A 16,364-nucleotide genomic window follows, 5' to 3' on the forward strand; every position below is an offset into this window, starting at 1 on the left:
CAAGCAGGAAACGCCCGCAACGTGCGCTGCGAGTGTGACGGCAGGGTAACATCGGCGCTTTTCAGCGCAGATCGGGCGGAGTGGCCTCGGCTTTCAGCAATTCCACCGCATCGATCAAGGGCAGGGACCTGCTGCCCTGCTGGTCGAGGCGACGCATCGAAACAGTTCGATCTTCAACCTCTTTCATGCCGATGGCAAGAATCGCCGGCACTTTCGAGATGGAATGTTCGCGGACCTTGTAATTGATCTTCTCGTTGCGGGTATCGGCCTCGGCCCGCAACCCTGCCGCGCGCAGGGCCGCGACGACCTCATGCACATAGCCGTCCGCATCCGAGACAATCGAGGCGACCACCACCTGCCGCGGCGTCAGCCACAGCGGCAGCTTGCCGGCATAGTTCTCGATCAGGATGCCGATGAAGCGCTCGAAACTGCCCAGGATCGCCCGATGCAGCATGACCGGGCGGTGCTTGCCCCCGTCCTCGCCGATATATTCGGCATCAAGCCGCACCGGCAGGTTGAAATCGGCCTGGAAGGTGCCGCATTGCCATTCGCGGCCGATGGCGTCGGTCAGCTTGAAATCCAGTTTCGGCCCGTAGAAGGCGCCTTCGCCCGGATCGACCTCGAAATCGTTGCGGATCTTCAGGATGGCGTTTTCCAGCGCGCTTTCGGCCTTGTCCCAGACCTCGTCCGACCCCACCCGCACCTCGGGGCGCGTCGACAGCTTGATGTCGAATTTCTGGAAGCCCAGATCGGCATAGACCGAACTCAGCAATTCCAGAAAGCCCGCGCATTCGGCCTCGATCTGGTCCTCGGTGCAGAAGATATGCGCGTCGTCCTGAACGAAGCCCCGCACCCGCATCAGCCCGTGCATCGAGCCCGATGATTCGTAGCGGTGGCAGGATCCGAACTCGGCCAGCCGCAGCGGCAGGTCGCGATAGGATTTCAGGCCCTGGTTGTAGACCTGCACATGGCAGGGGCAGTTCATCGGCTTCAGCGCGTTGATCCGCTTTTCGCGGGCGCCCTCCTCGTCGACCTCGACCAGGAACATGTTCTCGCGATAGGCCTCCCAATGGCCCGACTTCTCCCACAGGATGCGGTCCACGACCTGCGGCGTCTTGATCTCCTTGTAGCCCGCCGCGATCAGGCGGCGGCGCATATAGGCTTCCAGCTCGCGATACATCGTCCAGCCGTTCGGATGCCAGAAGACCATGCCGGGGGCTTCTTCCTGGAAATGGAACAGCTCCATCTCGCGGCCCAGCTTGCGGTGGTCGCGCCTGGCGGCCTCTTCCAGCACGTGCAGATGTGCCTTCAGGTCGTCGCGGTTGCGGAAGGCGACGCCGTAGATGCGCTGCAGCATCGGGCGCGAGGCATCGCCCAGCCAGTAGGCCCCGGCCACATGGCTCAGGCGGAAGGCATCGGCGGGCAGTTGGCCGGTATTCTGCAGGTGCGGCCCGCGGCACAGGTCCTGCCAGTCGCCGTGCCAGTACATCCGCAGGTCCTCGCCCTCGGGGATGCGGTCGATCAGTTCCAGCTTGAAGGGCTCGTTCGCGGCCTTGTAATGGGCGATGGCGCGGTCGCGGTCCCAGACCTCGGTGCGGACCGGGTCGCGGGCGGCGATGATCTCTTTCATCTTCGCCTCGATCTGGCCCAGATCCTCGGGCGTGAAGGGTTCGGCCCGGTCGAAGTCGTAGAACCAGCCGAAATCGCGGACGGGGCCGATGGTGACCTTCACATCGGGCCAGATTTCCTGCACCGCGCGGGCCATGACATGGGCGAAGTCGTGCCGGATCAGTTCCAGCGCCTGCGCCTCGTCCTTCAGGCTGTGGATGCTGATCGCGCCGCTTGCGGTGATCGGCCAGGCCAGATCGATATGGCGACCGTCGAGACTGGCCGAGATCGCGCGCTTGGCCAGGCTGGGGGCGATGCTTTCGGCGACCTCGGCGGCGGTGATGCCGGCGGGATAGTCGCGCGCATTGCCATCGGGGAAGGTCAGGGAAATCTGGGACATGTCGTCCTCCTCGTCGGTTTGGCGCCCACGGAACGCCCGGTTGCGGGTATATTGGACCCTGCACTGGACCGCGGCGGACGAAGTGTCAAGGTGACGAACTGTGCGCCTTGGCCCGCCATGGGCGTCATATTATGAAGCGCGGGCAGGCCGCGCGACGGGGGCAGGGATGAGCGAATATCTGGACACGGCGCAGGGCCGCCGCATTGCGTATCACCGCAGCATGGGGCGGGGGCCGGGGGTCGTGTTCCTTGGCGGCTTCAAGTCCGACATGACCGGCACCAAGGCGCTTTACCTGCAGGACTGGGCCGGGGCGCGGGGGCAGGCATTCCTGCGCTTCGACTATTCCGGGCATGGCGACAGCAGCGGCCGTTTCGAGGATGGCTGCATCGGCGACTGGGCCGAGGACGCCCATGCCGCGATCGAAAGCCTGACCGAGGGGCCGCAGGTGCTGGTCGGGTCCAGCATGGGCGGCTGGATCAGCCTGCTGATGGCACGGGCGCTGCCGCATCGCGTGGCCGGGCTGGTGACCATCGCCGCGGCGGCCGATTTCACCGAGCGCGGCTTCTGGGCCGGGTTCTCCGAGGCGCAGCGGGCGACGCTCATGCGCGATGGCAGGATCGAACTGCCCAGCGAATACGACGACCAGCCCTATGTCATCACCCGCCAGTTGATCGAGGAGGGGCGCAAGCAATTGCTGATGACCGGGCCGCTGTCCTTGCCCTTCCCGGTGCGCATGCTGCAGGGCACGGCCGATCTGGATGTGCCGATGGGCTGGGCGCTGGACCTTCTGGACCATGCCTCGGGCGAGGATATCCGCCTGACGCTGGTCAAGGGCGCCGATCACCGTTTTTCGACCCCGGACTGCCTGTCCATGATCGCAGGGGCCATCGAGGATGTTCTGGCTTAGGGCGATGGCCTTTGTCGGGTTTCTGCTGGCACTGGCTCTGGGACTCGTGCTGGTCTTCGGTCCGCGCGAGCCGGCAGAACTGACCACACCCCGGCTTGAACTGCCCGAGGATCTGGAGGCATGGATCGGCGCGCGCGAGGCTGGTATCCGCCCGGAAGTCGCCGCCCGGATCGAATGGGCCGGCGAGCCGGGGCGGCAGACCGATCTGGCGCTGGTCTATATCCACGGCTTTACCGGCAGCCCGGCCGAGTTGCGGCCGATGCCGCAGCAGGTCGCGGCGGAACTGGGGGCCAATCTGTATTCCGTCCGGCTGACCGGGCACGGCCTTGACGGTGCCGCGCTGGCCGACGCGCGGCTGTCCGACTGGTGGCGCGACACGGCCGAGGCGATTGCCGTCGCGCAGCGGCTGGGCCGTCGCGTGGTGCTGGTCGGCCTGTCCACCGGTGCCACGCTGGCGGCCGAGGCGGCGCTGGATCCCGAACTGGGACCCAGGATCGACGGGGTGGTGCTGATGTCACCGAATTTCGCCGTAAATCATCGCTGGGCATGGGTGCTGGATCTGCCCTATGCCCGCCCGCTGATCCGGGCAAACATGCGGCGCAGCCGCTGCTTCGAGCCGCAGAACGAGGCCCATGTTTCGGGCTGGACCTCCTGCTATGCGGTGGAGTCGGCCCTGCCCATGGCGGCCCTGCTGCGCCATGCGCGGGGAACGGATTTCGGGCGGGCGCGACAGCCCGCGCTCTTTGTCTGGTCCGACAGCGATGCCGTGGTGCGGCCCCGCGCGATCCGGCGTGTGGCGGATCGCTGGGGCGGGCCGGTGACCCGGCTGACGGTCGAGCCGGGGCCGCGCGACGATGCCGGGGCGCATGTCATCGCCGGCGATGCGCTGTCGCCGGATCTGTCGGTCATGCTGGTCGGGCGGGTTGCGGACTGGATCGCGAAAACTCTGCCTGCGTCACCGGAAACGGACATACCGGGCTGACAAGCGGGTCCTGACTTGACGTGGCCGGTGCCGGCCTCTCGCCTCAGACGGCGATCTTGCCGCCGTCGGCGATCGGATCGGTCGCGCCGCAATCGGCCGCCGGACCGCCACGGGCGCGCCGCCTTCTGGGCCGCACCGAGTCGGGCAGCGACATGTTCTCGTCAATGAAATCCAGCACCAGCGGACGGATGTTCAGCCGCCAGGACTTGCCGGCGAAGATGCCGTAATGGCCGGCGCCCGGTTCCAGGTGCTGTTTCTTCTTCTCGTCGGCCACGCCGCGGCACAGGGCCAGGGCCGCGACGCATTGGCCGGGGGCGGAAATGTCGTCATTGGTGCCCTCGACGGTCATGATGGCGACATCGGTGATCTTGCTGATATCCACCTGCTTGCCGTTCACGACAAAGCGGTTCTGCGCGATCTCGAGGTTCTTGAAGATGCGCTCCACCGTCGAAAGGTAGAACTCGGCGGTCATGTCCATCACCGCCAGGTATTCGTCATAGAACCTGTTGTGCTTGTCGCTGAACGAGGCCGTGCCGCGCGCCTCGTTGAAGATCTTGTCGATGAAGGCGCGGGCATGGGTGTCGGCATTCATGGCGATGAACGAGGCCAGCTGCGCCAGCCCCGGATAGACCATCCGCCCCGCGCCCCGGTATTTGAAGCCGACCGACTGGATCACCAGATGCTCCAGTTGGCCCATGGTCATGCGGTTGCCGAAGTCGGTGACCTCGGTCGCGGCGGCGTCGGGATCGACCGGCCCGCCGATCAGGGTCAGGGTGCGCGGCTGCGATTTCGGATCTTCCTCGGCAAGGATGGCCGTCGCAGCCAGTGCCAGCGGGGCCGGCTGGCAGACCGCGATGACATTCGTGTCGGGACCGAGGAAGCGGATGAAGTCGACCAGATAGCTGGTATAGTCCTCGATATCGAACTTGCCCTTGCTGACCGGGATGTCGCGGGCATTGTGCCAGTCGGTGACATAGACCTCGCAATCGGGCAGCAGCGAGACCACGGTCGAGCGCAGCAGGGTCGCGTAATGCCCCGACATCGGCGCGACCAGCAGCACCTTGCGCAATTGCGGCTCGCGCCGGGCGACGCGGAAATGGATCAGGTCGCCGAAGGCACGCCGGACCACGGGTTCGACATAGACGACATGGTCCTGGCCTTCATCGCCGGCGATGGCCTGGATTTCCCAGTCGGGTTTGATCACCATGCGGGAAAAGCTGCGTTCGGTCACGCGGCCCCAGGCGCTCATCAGCTTGAACATGGGGTGGGGGATCATTGCGAAGGCCGGGTAGGAGGCCATGGCCCGCGCCGTCGCGCCCAGCCATTCGTTGGTATTCCGAATCGTCTCCATCGCATCGTAGGAGACGATTCCCTTGGCACCTTTGATCAGCATCGACCCACCATTTTTCTGCGGCGCAGCATGGACTTGACGTCCCGGCGGGATGATCGAAAGGGCAAAAGCCGACTTTACGCAATCCCCGCCCTGCGCGTATCATGTACTTGTGTCTTAAGGGGGAATTCCGGCCATGGCAAGTAAGACCACAAAAGAGGGCGGAAAAAACGCAGCACCTGCTGGCCTTAACGCAACAGGGAAGCAGCCGGACACGGTAGCGGGCAAACCCGTCAAAGGCAAGCCCGCCACGGCCGCAAACGGAGATTCGGGACGCGGCAAGGCGGCCAATGCTGCACCTGCGAAGGCGGCGACGCCAAGGCGCCGGAAGGCCCCGGCGGCGACCTCCGAAGGGACGGGTTCGGGTGCGACCTCCGAGCGGGCGGCCAGAAAGGCCGGTGCCCCCGCGACCAAGGCCACGCGCGTGCGGGCCGCAGCGCCCAAGACGGCCGCAGGCGAGGCCGTGAAGGCGCCGGCGGTCCGGCGGCGGAAGGCGGCATCGGCCGCCGCGCCCGAAACCGCCGCTCTGCCCAAGGCTGCGACGCCGGCCCCGCAGGTCGCGAAGGACCCCGCGCCTAAGGATCGCGCCGACGCCCCCCCCGTGGCCGAGGCGGCGGAACGGTTGTCTGCCGCCGCTGACGGCTCTCCTGCCGCGCGGCGTCTGGCCGAGAATATCGAGCGCATCGAGGCCCTGGGGCACAGGCTGATTGCGGCCCTCGGTGACCGCGCATTGCCCAATCCCGGGATCGAGATTCCGGGGCCGGAACTGATGCTGACGACTGCCGGGGCCTGGGTGAAGGCGCTGGCAGAACAGCCCGCGCGGATGATCGAGCGGCAGGTGAATTACTGGGGCGAGACGTTGCAGCACTATACCCGCGCACAGTTCGCACTGGCGCGCGGCCAGTTGATCGCGCCGGAGGATGACGCCCAGGGTGACAAGCGGTTCAGCAACCCGCTGTGGCAGAGCCACCCTTATTTCAGCTTCGTCAGGAACCAGTACCTCATCAATGCCCGGGCGCTCGAGGATGCCGCACGCGATCTGGACCTGCCCGATGAGGTGGCGCGGCGGCGGGTGGACTGGATGACCCGGCAGATCGTGGACATGATGTCGCCCACCAATTTTCTGGCGACCAATCCGGACGCGCTGGAAAAGGCCGTGGCGACCGAGGGCGAAAGCTTGGTGCGCGGACTTGAAAACCTGGTCCGCGATGTCGAGCTGAATGGCGGCGAACTGGTGGTGTCGCTGGCCGACCGCCACGCCTTCACGGTCGGCGAGAATATCGGCACGACCGAGGGCAGCGTGGTGTACCGGACGCCGCTCTTTGAACTGATCCAGTACAAGCCCACGACGGATCAGGTTCATGCCCTGCCTTTGCTGATCTTTCCGCCCTGGATCAACAAGTTCTACATTCTTGACCTGAAGCCCCAGAACAGCCTGATCCGCTGGCTGGTGGGGCAGGGGCATACGCTGTTCATCGTCAGCTGGAAAAATCCTGATGCCAGCTATGCCGGGACCGGGCTGGAAGAATATATCTCGGCCTATCTGGAAGCGATGGACAAGGTCCGCGAACTGACCGGCCAGCCAAGGCTGAACGTGGTCGGCTATTGCATCGCGGGAACGACGCTGGCGCTGACTCTGGCGCTGCTGAAGCAGCGCGGCGACGAGCGGGTGAATGCCGCGACCTTCTTCACCGCGCTGACCGACTTCTCGGACCAGGGCGAGTTCACCACCTATCTGCAGGACGATTTCGTGAACGGCATCGCCGATGAGATCGACCGATACGGCCTGCTGCGGGCGCAGCTGATGTCACGCACCATGAGCTTTCTGCGCGCCAATGATCTGGTCTGGGGCCCGGCGATCCGCAGCTATATGCTGGGCGAGACGCCGCCGGCCTTCGATCTGCTGTTCTGGAATGGCGACAGCACCAACCTGCCGGGCCGCATGGCGCTGCAATATCTGCGCCTGCTGTGTCAGCAGAACGCCTTCGCGACGGAAGGGGTCGAACTGATGGGGCAGAAGCTGCACCTGTCGGATGTCCATGTGCCGCTTTGCGCCGTCGCCTGCGAGACCGATCACATCGCACCATGGAAGGATTGCTGGCGCGGCGTGGCCGCAATGGGATCGCGCGACAAGACCTTCATCCTGTCGCAATCCGGCCATATCGCGGGCATCGTCAATCCCCCCAGCAAGAAGAAATACGGCCATTACGCGGATGGCAAGGACTTCGCCCATGGTTTCGAGGCATGGCGCGACTCGTCCGTCTTCACCGAGGGCAGTTGGTGGCCGCGATGGGGGGCATGGCTGGCCGAGCGGGCCGGCGAGATGGTGCCCGCCCGCGAGCCTGTCGGCGAGATATTGCCGGCGCCGGGCATATATGTGCATGAACGCGTAAGCTGAAATCGGGCGTCGGGCACAACCTTTTCAGCCACTTGCCACCGTTGCTGCGTGCACTGCAGAGATTTTTGCTGCATCGCAGCGAAACCTCTTGAATTGCCGCGATGCGGCATGCATATTGGCGGCACGTTAACCACAGGCAGCAGGAACCGATTCCCTGATCGTCCGCTGCTTCAGAAGGAATGATTGAAATGGCAAAGACCCCCGACTTCACCAAGACCCTGCAGGACATGCTGGCCAACTTCCCCGTCGACACCTCGTCGGTTCAGGAAGCGCTGAAATCGCAAAGCGTTCTGGGCGAAAAGCTGGCCAAGGTGGCCCTGACCGCCGCCGAGCGTTCGACCGAGATCTCGGCCCAGTGGGCTAAGGACAGCATCGCGCGTCTGGGCGAACTGGCCGTCGTGAAGGAAGAGCCCGCGGAATACGCGAAGGCCGTGACCGATTACGCTTCGGCTTCGGCTGAAGTTGCCGCCGAGCACATGGCTGCCTTCGCCGAAGTGGCGAAAAAGGTTCAGATGGACACCGTCGACCTGATGCTGACTGCCGGCAAGGATCTGGCGTCGGACGCCCAGAAAGTGGCCGAGAAAGCCGCCCGCGACACCCAGGCTGCGGTGAAGAAAGCCGCGACCGCGACCACCGCCGCGAAATAATCCCGGCTCCGGTCCGATCTGATCGGGGGCGGTTTTCCGCCCCCTTTTTCGTGCGGCACAGGTGGCGTTCCTGCCGTTGCGGCATGTCTCAAGTGGCGGAAATTTTCTTTGCCTTTTCGAGACGCTGCACCCATCATGGGCAAAATATCAATTGCAAGAGGGCCCGCAGATGGCCGCCGATGCCGCGCCGCTTCTGATCAAGCGATATGCAAGCCGCCGACTCTACAACACCGAGACCAGCGATTACGTGACGCTTGAGGATATTGCCGCCTTCATCCGTGAGGGACGCGAGGTCAAGATCGTCGACCTGAAGTCCGGCGATGATCTGACGCGCCAGTATCTGCTGCAGATCATCGCCGAGCATGAGGGGCGTGGCGAGAATGTGCTGCCTCTCGATGTGCTGACCGATCTGGTCCGCAGCTACACCTCCAACGCCCAGTCCGTCGTTCCCCAGTTCCTCGCAGCCAGTTTCGAGATGCTGCGCGAGGGGCAGTCGAAACTGATGGAGAACATGGCCAGCATGTCGGGGCCGATGGCGGGCATGCCCGGTTTCGAGGCCATGCAGCGGCAGCAGCGGATGTTCCTCAAGGCGATGATGCGGGGCTGGCGCGGCGGCGCGTCGGGACCGGAGCCCGAGGATCTGGCCACCGATGCCCCCGAGTCTGAAGGCGGCGAGGGGAACCCCTTGCTGCGGGCAAACGCGCAGCACAAGCCGTCCGATCAGGAGTCTGGTTCCGCTGATGCGGCGGGCGAGGCCGAGGACATGGCCGAGATCCGCCGCCAACTGGCCGAACTGCAGAAGCGAATTTCCAACCTCTGACTTGCGCGGATCGGCGCCGCGGGATAGACCCGGCCCGACGGAGCGGTGGCCGAGTGGTCGAAGGCGCACGCCTGGAAAGTGTGTAGGCGGGGAACCGTCTCGAGGGTTCGAATCCCTCTCGCTCCGCCACTTGCCCTCGCGAAAGCGTTCTCCCGATCCGGCCGCGGCCGGATTTTTCCGTTGTTTTCGAGGGTTATACGGAAAGGGCTGAACACTGGCTCAGGCACCAGGTGGGCCGGAAGTGGTCTCTCCGGGCCGATATTCTCCGGACCTCATGACTGTGCGGATTTGGTGAATTGTTTGTAAGGCACTGATATAAAATCGTTTCCGGCGTGCTTGGGCTGAACGCTTCGACGCCAGTGGCGCGCGGCCAGATGGAACAGAGATCGAAAGTTCGCTATCCCAGCATCGGGTGCGAGCAGGTCACTTTGGGCGCACAGCGGCCATCGGCAGCATCGCAACCAAATCGGTCATATGGGTCAAAGCGAACGTTGGTCATGGCTTCGGCGGGCGACCGGCCCTCGCCGACGGCGAGCACATGCCGCCGGGAGAGCCGGGAAGCGAAGAGGGTCGGAAGCATGTGCATGGTCTGCTTGACCGGATGGGTTCAGTTCACAAGCTCGAACTCGCCCGGCTGCCAGGTCTTGTCGAACCAGGATTCCAGCGGCCCGTAAAGGCGCATCACGACGTTCCAGCCCTTGCCCGGCACCGTCTGCACCCAGTTGGCCTCATGACCCTCGGGCGCCGTCGGGCCGAACCAGATGTCGACCGAGGAGTCGGCGTTGGTCACGATGTCCGTCTTGTCGCTGCCGATGCTCGGGAATTGCTGGTCGGTCTGCAGCATGGAACGGGTCTGGTTGTCGTAGACGACGAACGACCAGAAGTCCTTGGCCGGAATATTTGGCGGCAGGTGAAGCTTGTAGGTCTTGCTGCCGTCGAGAGGTTTTCCTTCGGCGTCGGTGGTTGCGGCGGCATACTGCGAGCCGACGCCAACTCGCTTGATCGCCATCGCCGGCGTGATCCCCGTTGCATAGTAGTGAAACAGGACGCGGGCATCGAGATTACGAACCCCGGGCTGCAGGAGGAACTGGTAGCTGCCGCCGACGAAGCCGGTGAACCAAGCGCTGTCGGGATAGAAGTAGGCTTCCTCGATACGGGTCTTGAAGGTGATCGTGCGCGCCGTCGCGTTGCCGACCGCCGCGGCCTCGGTGAGGATTTTCTTCATCCGCTCGTCGGGGGCGAAAGGCTTGCCCTTCTCGATTCCGATGGCGGCAAGCTGTCCGAGCACTTCCGGATGGTAGGCCTCGTTCGGCTCGTACTGAACGATAGCGTTCACTTCCTCATAGAACCTGAAATCGTTGGCGTGGACGGTGTTGAACTCCTTGCTCGAGCCGTTGATGAACGTCATCGGTGGCGGATTGTCAGCTTCCGACAGGAGATACACCTTGTAGAGTTCCCTGGTGTTCCCGACGGCGGTCTCGGTGCTGCCGTTTTCAAGGAAGCCCCTGAAGAAGAGCAGGTTGCCGTAGGAGGGCGAGCGCAGCACGAAATAGCCGTCCGGCACCTCGCCGTCATAGCCCGGCGGCAACAGCAGATACTTGCCGCCCTTGCCCTTGTCAGGACCGGCATTGCCGACGTCGCCGACATATTCGAACCAGTGGGTGTCGATGAAACCGAGGATGTTCGGCGGCGTCTCGATCACCAGCGGTCCGGCTTTGGTGTCGAGCCAGGCCAGGTTGTAGATGCTCTCGGTGTTCCCGGTCAGGAACAGCGAATGCGAGTCCATCAGGTCTTCAAAGATCAGGATGGACTGGTTGTTGTCTACGCCCTGGCTGGCAAGGCCGGCCCGGAAGGCTTCCATGGATGCGCCGGGCATGGCGTTGAGGAAGGACTCGACGCCACGCATGAAGTCGAGGTTGTCGTATACCAGGTCCGAAGTAGCGTCATCGGGAAAGCCGTCGAAGAATTTCAGGGTTCCCAGGCGCGTGGCGACGCTCTCCGGTGTGGTGATGGAGTCGGGAATCGGCGTCGTCATTTTCATCTGGGGAGACGTATCGGCCGCCGCACAGCCCAGTCCCGCAAGCAGCAGCGCCGTGGTGGTGCACAGCATGTTCGTTCGGTACATCGGTTCATCCTCGATTTTCGCTCAAACGGTCGCGGGCGACGTCGATCCTTCCCGGACGCCTCTTCGTCGGTCTATTCCACCAGCTCAATCTCGCCGGGGAGCCAGGACTTGTCGAAGTAGGCCGGTAGCGGGCTATAGACGCGAAAGCCCGCGAACCAGCCCCTGTCCGGGTCGGTTTGAACCCAGTTGCCGCGGGCAACGCCCTCCGGCTGCTCGGGAGAGAACCAGATCGTCGTGGAGCCGTCCTCGGCCGCCTCGGCGGCAGGCGAGGGAGAGCTTTGGCTACCGGCGCGCGGATATTTCTGCGGCGTCTGCAGCATCGAGCGCGTCTGGTTGTCGTAGAGCGTCACAGACCAGAATTTCGCGGCGGGGATATCCTTGGGTAGTGTGACCCTGTAGGTCTTGGCCCCGTCGAAGGGCTCGTCCTGCTCGTCGAGGAAGCTGAGCAGGTACTGCGAGCCGACGTTCGGCAGGCGCATGATCATCGCCGGGGAATCGAGCGTGACGGCATAGTAGAAGGCCGTCCGCGCATCCAGTGTGCGCGCGCCGGTCGGCGGGAACGGCTTGAACATGCCGTCCTCGAACAGCGGGGGCGGCGTTTCGAAGAAGGCCCCACCCTCCCAGAGCATCATCATCCAGTTCGAGTTCTCGGAGTGGGCCCAGTCGGGATGCACGTCGGCGAATCGCGCATTCAGCGTGCGGCCGACCGCCTGTCCAACCTTGGCGGCGTCCGTTAGAATCGCCTTCATCCGCGCGTCCGGTTGGAAAGGCTTGCCGTGCACGATGCCGATCGCTGCGAGCTGGCCCGCGAGTTCCACGTCGTAGCTCGTCGCCGGCTCATTCTGGACGTTCTCGTTGATCAGCTCGAAGAAACCGTAGTCGCTCGGTGGAATGGTGTTGATCGCCATGCCGCTGACGTCGATGAAGGTCATCTCGGGGATCGTCGGTTCCTGGGCGAGCCTCACCGTCCCCTTAAGCGCCTCGGCAATGCTGGTGCCCCAGGCGCCGGGCGCGTAGGGATAGATCTTCAGGTTTTCCTTGACGTTCGCGACCGCGGGCGCCGGATCGTTGCCGTTCTCCATGAAGGCCCGCATTGCGTAGAGCGCGTGGTTGGTCTTCGCGTGGGCGACGAAATATCCGTTCTCCGGCAGCGGGCCGTCGTAATCCGGGCCCACAATCAGGTACTTGCCGCCCAGGCCGCGGTCGGGCCCGGGGAAACCGACGTCAATCACCCATGAGAACCACATATCGTTGATCGTGCCGAGCCCGCCGGACGGCTGCTCGATCACCATCGGGCCGTCCGTCAGGTCGAGCGTGGCGAGGTAGTAGACCGTGTCGGCATTGCCGGTGATGAACAGCCCGGCCGAATCCAGAAGATCCTCGAAGATCAGGACATGGGTGTTGTCCTCGGCGCCGGCGCTTCGGAAGCCTTTCACGAGTCCCAGCGCGGAGGCGCCGCGGAAGCTGTTGTTGTAAACGTTGAGCGCGCGGGTGAAGTCGAGCGTGTCGTAAACCTTGCTGGCCGATTCTGCGGTCGGGATGCCGTCCTTGAACTCGAGGGTGCCGATTGATGTCTCGACGCTGTCGGGCGTGCCGAGTGCGTCGATGGTCGCCTGCGGCACTTCGGCCCATGCCGGACCCAGGACGATCGCCAGAGCGAAGCTGCTGATGGAGGCCATTCGGATCATTGTTCGGTTTCCTTGATCTTAATCGCTTTGGTTGCTTTAAACGGTTGAAATCAGACTACACCCGATCGGCACGGGCGATCCGCCCATTTCGCGCCACCCGTGCTCATTGGCGATCGGGCTCGCGGTTGGCGTTCCGCCAGGCGCGCGGCGGAAGTCCGGCCCACCGGACAAAGGCCCTCGCGAAGCCGCTCGGCGTCCTGTAGCCGGACCGGGCGGCAATCTCCTGCACGGTCAGATCGGTCTTGCAGAGCAGCACGCGGGCGACTTCCAGCCGACTTTCCTCTACGATTGCGCGCAGGCTGGCCCCTTGGTCGGCAAGATGTCGCTGAAGCGTCCTCGAACTGAGGCCGAGGTGGCCTGCGATCCGTTCGATGGTCAGCGGGCCCGTGAGAGCGAGTTCCGCCGCCAGAGTCCTCACCTCTGACGGATCGGCGCGAGAGTCATTTCCACTGGAGGTCATGCGTGCTACTTTCTCCTCAGGCATGCCTATTTTGGCGGATTTGCGAGACTGCATCTGCCCATTTTGCGCCATCGCAAGCGGCGAAAGGGTGCAGGCAGCTGTGGAGTGCAGGATGACGGAAATCGCGATCGCCAGGGCGGCGCATCTGCACGTCTACCTTGACGAGTTGCGGGAGATCGGGGTTCCGGTCGAGCGCGTTCTCGGGAGCTCCCGCCTTCCCTCCTGGATCGAGGAGACGCCGGACGCTTACGTCAGCATACCGGTGTCGCTGGAGTGGATCGCCCGATGCGGCCGCGATCTGGAGTTGATGGACCTCGGGTTTCGGGCAGCGCAGCGCGCAACGCTGGCGTCGCTGAGCGTCCCGCTCAGGCACGCCGTCCTCGACGCGCCGACCGGCTTCGCCAGAATGCGGGCGCTCCTTCGCCTGGCGGCGCTGGACGACAGCGCGCTGGCGCCCTGGATGCACCTCGAGGGCGATCAGGTTCGGGTCGTCTGTGACCTGCAGGGGCTCGGCGGCAATCCCTTCGTCTGCCTCGGCGAGTGGCTGAGCCTCCAGGCAATGATCTCTATCGTCCGGAGCGTTGCGGGACCGTCGTGGCGCCCGGCCGAGCTGACCTTCGTCGCGCGTCAACGCCCGACATTCGCGGCGCGCGAGGCCCTTCCCGACACGCGCATCCTCGTCGGGCAGCCGCATACCTCGATCCTGATAGATCCTGACGTGCTCGCCCGACCGGGCGTTGCTGGCGAGGGCGGCACATCGGACCAATACTGCCTAGATGACGAGACCTTCATCTGGGACTTCCCGGCAGCGCTTCGGTCGGCGATCCGACCCTACCTCGCTGACGGCTATCCCGATCTTCGCCTCATGGCCGAGGTCGTAGGTCTGACCGGCCGAACGCTGCAGCGCCGCCTCCAGCTGTGCGGCCACACCTATTCCGATCTCGTCCGGGAGGCACGCTTCGATCTCGCGCGTGACCTGCTTGTCGATCCCGAAGCGAGGATTATCGATGTCGCGATGGCCGCGGGCTACGAGAACCCTCAGCATTTCTCCCGCGCATTCCGCCAACTGGCAGGGGTTTCCCCGTCTGCGTACCGCCGGTCCGCGACGCAAACCGACACTCACTCCCGCCAGAATCCGTTGCAGTAGCGAGAGACCCGCGACGCGGCAGAGCGGCGCTGTCCCAAGGAAGTGATCGACGCGCCACCGCAGGCATTCCGTGGGAATGACAGCTTCGGTATCCGGCTTCGTCTTTGGCCTCATGTCGAACGGCCACAAATGGCCGGTCGCGCAGGTCGGCACAGCGAGTCCTGCTGATTCGCCCACTCCAGCGGGAACGGCTCCAGCACCTGCGCGAGCGTAACTTCCGGCCTCTGCTTCCCATCCAGGATAGCCTCGACGATGTCGGGCGAAAGCAGCGTCAGGCGCAGGACCCGGGTCATGTAGGAGGGCGCGATGCCCTCCCTGTCGGCCAGTTCGGCGATGGTAGCAAACTCGCCCGACTCTAGCTTGCTCTTCCAGCGGAACGCGCGGGCCAGCGCTTTGACGAGCGTGCCGTCTGCCCGCCGCGGTTGCGTGGCGCCTTCCGGCATCTGCATCTCCTTCCGCCCACCGCGCTTCACGACGCGGAACGGGACATGCAACGTCACCGTGTCGGGGATCGGCGTCGCGCGGGTCATGCTGCCGCCTCGATGCCACCGGCCAGAATCTCGCGCGCGAGGCTGCCGAGCCCGTCGACGCGGAGCCGGACGTTTAGGCCGTCCGTACCGATGTCCACACGCTCGACCAGCAACGCCACGATGCGCGCCTGCTCGGCGGGGAAGAGTTCGTCCCACAGCGGGTCGAGCTGTTGCAAGGCCGCGCGCGCATCGGTCTCGGTGATCTCGCCATCCTGCGCGCGGGCCGCCTTCCACGTCCCCGCCACTATCTCGGGCTGCCGGAACACGGCACGCAACTGCTCGATGACAGCAGCCTCTATCTCACCTGCGGGAACGCGACCGATGGGACACGCCCCCGCGCCATGCTTCAGCACCGTCTGGCTGACATAGTAGCGATAGAGCCGCCCGCCCTTGCAGGTGTGAGTCGGCGAGAACGCCGCGCCGTCGGGACCGTAGAGCAGCCCTTTCAGCAGCGCGGGCGTGTCGGCACGGGTACGCGCGGCACGTTTTCGTGGGCTCTCCTGCAGGATCATATGGACCCGGTCCCATGTTTCCCGGTAGATGATCGCGTCGTGCTCGCCGGGGTAGCTTTCGCCCTTGTGGACCGCTTCGCCGAGGTACGCCCGGTTCGAAAGCATCCGGTAGAGGTACTTCTTGTCGATCCGGTTGCCACGCGGTGTCCCGAGCCCCCTAGCGCCGACCTCGCGGGCCAGCAGCGTGCAGGAGCCGATTTCAATGAACCGAGAGAAGATCCAGCGCACATGCGCAGCGTTGTCCTCGTCGACCAGCAGCTTCCGGTTTTCCACCCGGTAACCGAAGGGCGGCACCCCACCCATCCACATCCCCTTCTTCCGACTGGCTGCTACCTTGTCCCGGATGCGCTCGGCGGTGACCTCCCGCTCGAACTGGGCGAAGGACAGCAGGATGTTCAGCGTCAGCCGACCCATCGACGTGGTCGTGTTGAAGCTTTGCGTCACCGAGACGAAGGTCACGCCGTTCCGGTCGAACACCTCGACCAGCTTGGCGAAGTCGGCGAGCGAGCGGCTGAGGCGGTCGATCTTGTAGACCACGACCACGTCGACCAGCCCGTCCTCGATGTCCTCCAGCAGGCGTGTCAATCCCGGGCGTTCCAACGTGCCGCCCGAGATGCCGCCGTCTGTTGATTGCCACTGAGAATTGACCCGGCAACCGCCAAAATTGTCATTGAGAATTGACCCATGTGCAACCCTGCCTCGGCTTGAAGCAGCTGGAGGCATACGGAGTGATCGACATGGGATTTTTGA

The 16,364-nt window shown here is 64.5% G+C and carries 12 protein-coding genes, 1 tRNA gene and 1 pseudogene; 7 read left to right on the forward strand and 7 right to left on the reverse strand.

Annotated elements, in window-relative coordinates; translation table 11 throughout:
- Positions 1 to 61: 61 nt before the first annotated feature.
- Positions 62 to 2,008 carry a threonine--tRNA ligase gene (gene thrS, locus KNW02_RS10470; RefSeq protein WP_216033213.1) on the reverse strand — a complete coding sequence of 649 codons (1,947 nt, stop codon included), beginning with the start codon at positions 2,006 to 2,008 and terminating at the stop codon, positions 62 to 64.
- Positions 2,009 to 2,174: 166 nt separating this feature from the next.
- On the opposite strand from thrS, the gene KNW02_RS10475 reads away from it, so the two are divergent.
- Complete coding sequence (locus tag KNW02_RS10475) at positions 2,175 to 2,915, forward strand: alpha/beta hydrolase (protein ID WP_216033214.1); 741 nt, start codon at positions 2,175 to 2,177, stop codon at positions 2,913 to 2,915.
- Positions 2,902 to 3,897 carry an alpha/beta hydrolase gene (locus tag KNW02_RS10480; RefSeq protein WP_216033215.1) on the forward strand — a complete coding sequence of 332 codons (996 nt, stop codon included), beginning with the start codon at positions 2,902 to 2,904 and terminating at the stop codon, positions 3,895 to 3,897. Before KNW02_RS10475 ends, KNW02_RS10480 begins: the two co-directional genes overlap by 14 nt.
- A 43-nt stretch (positions 3,898 to 3,940) precedes the next feature.
- Here the strand turns inward: KNW02_RS10480 and phaZ are convergent, their stop codons facing one another.
- Positions 3,941 to 5,290 (reverse strand): polyhydroxyalkanoate depolymerase, encoded by a 1,350-nt coding sequence (gene phaZ, locus KNW02_RS10485; protein WP_216033216.1) that lies wholly within the window; start codon positions 5,288 to 5,290, stop codon positions 3,941 to 3,943.
- 133 nt (positions 5,291 to 5,423) lie between these two features.
- Between phaZ and phaC the strand changes: the two genes are divergently transcribed.
- From phaC to KNW02_RS10505, 4 genes are all read left to right on the forward strand, one after another.
- A complete protein-coding gene (gene phaC / locus KNW02_RS10490; protein ID WP_216033217.1) occupies positions 5,424 to 7,685 on the forward strand; it encodes a class I poly(R)-hydroxyalkanoic acid synthase in 2,262 nt (753 codons plus the stop codon).
- A 188-nt stretch (positions 7,686 to 7,873) separates the two neighbouring features.
- Positions 7,874 to 8,332 (forward strand): Phasin, encoded by a 459-nt coding sequence (locus KNW02_RS10495; protein ID WP_216033218.1) that lies wholly within the window; start codon positions 7,874 to 7,876, stop codon positions 8,330 to 8,332.
- A gap of 169 nt (positions 8,333 to 8,501) precedes the next feature.
- A complete protein-coding gene (phaR, locus tag KNW02_RS10500; protein ID WP_216033219.1) occupies positions 8,502 to 9,152 on the forward strand; it encodes a polyhydroxyalkanoate synthesis repressor PhaR in 651 nt (216 codons plus the stop codon).
- A gap of 39 nt (positions 9,153 to 9,191) precedes the next feature.
- Positions 9,192 to 9,281, forward strand: a tRNA-Ser gene (locus KNW02_RS10505).
- 478 nt (positions 9,282 to 9,759) lie between these two features.
- On the opposite strand, the gene KNW02_RS10510 is transcribed toward KNW02_RS10505, so the two are convergent.
- The 3 genes from KNW02_RS10510 to KNW02_RS10520 form a co-directional block, all read right to left on the reverse strand.
- Positions 9,760 to 11,277 (reverse strand): DUF1254 domain-containing protein, encoded by a 1,518-nt coding sequence (locus KNW02_RS10510; RefSeq protein ID WP_216033220.1) that lies wholly within the window; start codon positions 11,275 to 11,277, stop codon positions 9,760 to 9,762.
- Positions 11,278 to 11,348: 71 nt separating this feature from the next.
- On the reverse strand, positions 11,349 to 12,956 hold the full coding sequence (locus KNW02_RS10515; protein ID WP_216033221.1) for a DUF1254 domain-containing protein: 1,608 nt from the start codon (positions 12,954 to 12,956) through the stop codon (positions 11,349 to 11,351).
- Positions 12,957 to 13,068: 112 nt separating this feature from the next.
- Positions 13,069 to 13,425, reverse strand: a complete 357-nt coding sequence (locus tag KNW02_RS10520) for a helix-turn-helix transcriptional regulator (RefSeq protein WP_216033222.1) — start codon at positions 13,423 to 13,425, stop codon at positions 13,069 to 13,071.
- 112 nt (positions 13,426 to 13,537) lie between these two features.
- Between KNW02_RS10520 and KNW02_RS10525 the strand changes: the two genes are divergently transcribed.
- The gene (locus KNW02_RS10525; protein WP_216033223.1) at positions 13,538 to 14,572 is read left to right on the forward strand and encodes a helix-turn-helix transcriptional regulator; all 1,035 of its coding nucleotides are present in this window, start codon (positions 13,538 to 13,540) and stop codon (positions 14,570 to 14,572) included.
- Positions 14,573 to 14,682: 110 nt separating this feature from the next.
- Here KNW02_RS10525 and KNW02_RS10530 read toward each other — a convergent pair whose 3' ends face one another.
- Both KNW02_RS10530 and KNW02_RS10535 read right to left on the reverse strand, forming a co-directional pair.
- The gene (locus KNW02_RS10530) at positions 14,683 to 15,102 is read right to left on the reverse strand and encodes a hypothetical protein (RefSeq protein WP_216033224.1); all 420 of its coding nucleotides are present in this window, start codon (positions 15,100 to 15,102) and stop codon (positions 14,683 to 14,685) included.
- Positions 15,099 to 16,247, reverse strand: a pseudogene (locus tag KNW02_RS10535) (recombinase family protein); the annotation flags it as partial. The pseudogene KNW02_RS10535 and the gene KNW02_RS10530, both read right to left, overlap by 4 nt.
- Positions 16,248 to 16,364: the final 117 nt, after the last annotated feature.

This window comes from Paracoccus marinaquae, assembly GCF_018860165.1.
GTDB classification, from domain to species: domain Bacteria; phylum Pseudomonadota; class Alphaproteobacteria; order Rhodobacterales; family Rhodobacteraceae; genus Paracoccus; species Paracoccus marinaquae.

What these genes read in the sequence shown, in the direction of transcription:
- thrS (WP_216033213.1), bottom strand. Translation starts at nt 2,008, where the DNA reads ATGTCCCAGATTTCCCTGACCTTCCCCGATGGCAATGCGCGCGACTAT.
- KNW02_RS10475 (WP_216033214.1), top strand. Translation starts at nt 2,175, where the DNA reads ATGAGCGAATATCTGGACACGGCGCAGGGCCGCCGCATTGCGTATCAC.
- KNW02_RS10480 (WP_216033215.1), top strand. Translation starts at nt 2,902, where the DNA reads ATGTTCTGGCTTAGGGCGATGGCCTTTGTCGGGTTTCTGCTGGCACTG.
- phaZ (WP_216033216.1), bottom strand. Translation starts at nt 5,290, where the DNA reads ATGCTGATCAAAGGTGCCAAGGGAATCGTCTCCTACGATGCGATGGAG.
- phaC (WP_216033217.1), top strand. Translation starts at nt 5,424, where the DNA reads ATGGCAAGTAAGACCACAAAAGAGGGCGGAAAAAACGCAGCACCTGCT.
- KNW02_RS10495 (WP_216033218.1), top strand. Translation starts at nt 7,874, where the DNA reads ATGGCAAAGACCCCCGACTTCACCAAGACCCTGCAGGACATGCTGGCC.
- phaR (WP_216033219.1), top strand. Translation starts at nt 8,502, where the DNA reads ATGGCCGCCGATGCCGCGCCGCTTCTGATCAAGCGATATGCAAGCCGC.
- KNW02_RS10510 (WP_216033220.1), bottom strand. Translation starts at nt 11,277, where the DNA reads ATGTACCGAACGAACATGCTGTGCACCACCACGGCGCTGCTGCTTGCG.
- KNW02_RS10515 (WP_216033221.1), bottom strand. Translation starts at nt 12,956, where the DNA reads ATGGCCTCCATCAGCAGCTTCGCTCTGGCGATCGTCCTGGGTCCGGCA.
- KNW02_RS10520 (WP_216033222.1), bottom strand. Translation starts at nt 13,425, where the DNA reads ATGACCTCCAGTGGAAATGACTCTCGCGCCGATCCGTCAGAGGTGAGG.
- KNW02_RS10525 (WP_216033223.1), top strand. Translation starts at nt 13,538, where the DNA reads ATGACGGAAATCGCGATCGCCAGGGCGGCGCATCTGCACGTCTACCTT.
- KNW02_RS10530 (WP_216033224.1), bottom strand. Translation starts at nt 15,102, where the DNA reads ATGACCCGCGCGACGCCGATCCCCGACACGGTGACGTTGCATGTCCCG.